The sequence below is a fragment of the Robiginitalea sp. genome (assembly GCF_049588695.1).
In the GTDB taxonomy this organism is placed as follows: Bacteria; Bacteroidota; Bacteroidia; order Flavobacteriales; family Flavobacteriaceae; genus Robiginitalea.
The window spans coordinates 1-3,469 of the sequence record NZ_JBAVZJ010000379.1 but is presented as its reverse complement, the minus strand read 5'-3'; the positions used below and the strand labels follow the sequence as shown (position 1 = coordinate 3,469).

3 protein-coding genes are annotated in these 3,469 nt (G+C 47.8%); 2 read left to right on the top strand and 1 reads right to left on the bottom strand.

Features of this window, described 5'->3' with window-relative positions:
- Both sppA and WBV75_RS09010 read left to right on the top strand, forming a co-directional pair.
- Nucleotides 1-1,576 (top strand): signal peptide peptidase SppA (sppA, locus tag WBV75_RS09015; RefSeq protein ID WP_424120294.1); only part of this gene is annotated, 1,576 nt, incomplete at its 5' end.
- A 3-nt stretch (nt 1,577-1,579) separates the two neighbouring features.
- Entirely contained in the window at nt 1,580-2,290 is a 711-nt protein-coding gene (locus tag WBV75_RS09010) for a queuosine precursor transporter (RefSeq protein WP_424120293.1), read from the top strand.
- Nucleotides 2,291-2,661: 371 nt separating this feature from the next.
- Here WBV75_RS09010 and WBV75_RS09005 read toward each other — a convergent pair whose 3' ends face one another.
- Nucleotides 2,662-3,456 (bottom strand): DUF2797 domain-containing protein, encoded by a 795-nt coding sequence (locus WBV75_RS09005; protein WP_424120295.1) that lies wholly within the window; start codon nt 3,454-3,456, stop codon nt 2,662-2,664.
- Nucleotides 3,457-3,469: the final 13 nt, after the last annotated feature.

Sequence of the window (3,469 nt, the reverse complement as noted above, 5' to 3'; positions counted from 1 at the left end):
GGACCCTGACGATCCGTTTACGACACTGTTCTTTGAACCCAAAATGGGACTGGATCAGATCTTACAGGCCATTGAAGTGGCTAAGAAAGACGATCGCATTCAGGGCATTAGCATAAGCACCCCTTTTCTGATGGCCGGTATGGCTCAGACGAAGGCCATCCGGGATGCTCTTTCAGCCTTCAGGGAATCCGGGAAATTCGTCTATGCCTATGGAGATTTCTACGTTCAAAAAGACTATTACCTCTCCAGTATTGCCGATAGTGTTTTTATCAATCCTACGGGAAATCTGGACTTTAAAGGTCTAGCGGCTGAAGTACTTTATTTTAAAGAGTTTCAGGAAAAATCCGGACTTAAAATGGAGGTTGTCCGGCATGGAAAATACAAAAGTGCCGTAGAACCCTTTCTTTCGGATACTATGAGCCCGGATAACCGCGAACAACTCGGCAGCCTGATGCTTTCCTTATGGGAGAGCATGCGCGATGGAATAGGGGAGAGCCGGAGTATCCCGGCAGCGACGCTGGACCGTATCGCAGATTCTTTAGAGGCCAGAACCCCGGAGAAAGCCCTTGCCCTCGGACTGGTTGATGGCATTGTGTATGCAGATCAGTATGAGGATAAACTCCTTCGGGAGAGTGGGGGTAGCGGCAAACATCCGGAGTTTATCAACTTGCAGCGCTATATGCGGTATTCGCGTAAAAATTCGGTGTACAAGGGTGCGAATGAGATCGCTGTGGTCTATGCCCAGGGGGAAATTGGCTATGGGGAAGGCAGTCCGGATATTATCGGTCAGGGTAAAATGACAAAGGCTTTACGGACGGCCCGTGAAGATAAGGACGTCAAAGCGGTAGTAGTTCGGATCAATTCCCCGGGGGGTAGTGCGCTGACCTCTGAGATCATCTGGAGGGAGCTCCAACTGACCCGCGAGGAAAAGCCCGTGGTTATTTCGCTTAGTGATGTAGCTGCTTCAGGTGGATACTATATGGCCGTGGGTGGGGATAAAATCCTGGCAGAACCCAATACGATAACGGGTTCCATCGGGGTGTTTGCGACCGTACCCAATCTGAATGGGATATCACAGAAGGTGGGGATTAACGCCGAACAGGTCGGGACACATCATTTTTCTATGGATTATTCGTTTTTTGAACCCATGCGCGATGATTTCAGGGAAGTGCTTCGGGAGGGGATCGATCAGACCTACCAAACTTTTTTAGATCGGGTTTCAGCGGGCCGGAAGATAAGTAAAGCCCGGGCAGATAGCCTGGCCCAGGGCCGGGTTTGGAGTGGGCAACAGGCTCTGGAAAACGGCCTGATTGATGGGCTGGGGGGGATGCCGGAAGCCCTGCAAATGGCTGCAGACATGGCCGATATTACAGATTTTAAATTGAAGATTTTACCGAGGTTCAAAACGGGTATTGAACGGCTTATGGAAGATTTGGGGGGAGGCCAAATGAGTACTGAGCAGTGGATTAAAACTGAATTGGGCCCTGAGTGGGGCCAGACCCTTATCGCATTGAAGCAAATATTTGAGCAGGAAGGCATTCAGGCCAGATTGCCTTTTACCCTTAATATCAAATAGCCGATGAGTCCTGCTGACCAGCGAGCGGCCTATCGGATTTATTTATATCTGGGAGCCCTTTTTATTACTTCTTTGGTCGTTTCCAACCTGATTTTTCAAAAGTTCTTTTACTGGAAACCTTTTGGAGATATCACCTTATTCGGAGCTCCATTATTTGAGATTTCCGTCGGTATCCTGCCCTATCCCATTACTTTTTTAATCACGGATTTAATCTCTGAGATTTATGGGAGAAAAAAGGCGAATCAGGTGGTTACCGCCGGGATCTTTGCATCTTTTTTCTCCATGGGTATTGTACTCCTGGCCGACCAGGTTCCGGCCATTGAGGCATCTCCTGTGGATGATCCGCTATTTAGCAGGGTATTTGCCCTGTCCCCCATAGCTGTGCTGGCCTCGATGATTGCTTACCTTTTTGCCCAGTACGTGGACATAGCCATTTATCACTTCTGGAAAAGGTTGACCCGGGGAAAATACCTTTGGCTTCGAAATAACTTCTCTACCTTTTCCTCCCAGATTATAGATACCACGACCGTAGTGGGCCTGCTTTGCATTTTTGGAGTGCTTCCCTGGTCTATGTTTTACGGTTTGGTAATCAGTGGGGTCATCTTTAAAATTATGATCGCCTTTCTGGATACCCCGTTTCTGTACTTCTTTGTGTATCTGATGCGCCGTAGGTTTAATTTAGAGCGCAATGATGAAATCGACCTTAATTTTTAGGAACGCGAGGTCGTGAGTCATGTTTTCTGGAAAAGTATTCTCCGCGTGGGCAATAGCATTTGATAGTAGCAGTTGGCAGTTGCAGTTGGCAGTAATCGCAAGCAGTAGCAGTAGCACCAGGCAGTCTAAATCGTATTGAACCCTGAACCATCTGCCCACTGCAACTGGTCACTGCCAACTTTTACCTTGAACCTTGAACCTGTCTCGAAGTCCCCGGTAGGAAGTCCCAGTTCGCAGGCTCTTAAACATTGAACTTTGAACCTTGAACTTTTTCCCACTGCCTACTGCCCCTGCTTACTGCCAACTTTTACCTTGAACTTTGAACCTTGAACTTTCCCCACTGCCTACTGCCAACTGCCAACTTGAATTCCTCACCCCAACTCCAGGGCCACATAGTACCCTTCATTCCCACGGACATTAAATACGGTATCGTCTTCAAAGATCAGGTACTGACCTTTGATCCCTTTTAGGATTCCTTTGAATTCGGGGTTTTTACCCAGGTTGAGGCTTTTTACTTTAGTGGGGTAGGCCAGTACCGGAAAGTGTATTTCGGTCTCCTGTGTATCTGCGATAAAGTAGTCAGCAGCTTCCTCAGGAATAAACGGACGAAGTCTTTCCCTCCATTCTGAGAGGTCTTCGTCTTTGAGCTTGTTAGTGAGCATATTACGCCAATGTGTCTTGTCCGCTACGTGTTCTTTCAGGGCCACTTCGGTTATCCCTGCCAGATACCGGTTTGGCGTTTCGACGATTTCGATGGCCTCATGAGCCCCCTGATCAATCCAGCGCGTCGGGACTTGAGACTTGCGTGTCACCCCTACTTTTACATTACTGGAATTTGCCAGATAGACAATATGTGGCTGTAACTGTACTTTTTTTTCATAGTCCAGATCCCGATCCTCTTCCCCGATATGGGCCTTACTGCGCTCCGGGTGCATAATCCATTCCCCGGCCTGAGGTCGTTCAAAAAAACAGTTTTTACAATACCCCTGACGAAAAATTGGGAGATCGGCTCCACACCCCAGGCATTCGTATTTTAAAAACCGAACGGAGAGGGAACGACCCAGCAGGAGGTTCATATGAATAAAATCGTCAGGAAAGACCAGGTAATAGGCTATTGGATTCTCAAATTCCGTTTGCATTTTTCGCAGAACCCCTTCGTATTGCATGCTAATGTATTTT

Coding starts and splice junctions, on each gene's coding strand:
- WBV75_RS09005 (WP_424120295.1), bottom strand. CDS start 3,456: ATGCAATACGAAGGGGTTCTGCGAAAAATGCAAACGGAATTTGAGAAT.
- WBV75_RS09010 (WP_424120293.1), top strand. CDS start 1,580: ATGAGTCCTGCTGACCAGCGAGCGGCCTATCGGATTTATTTATATCTG.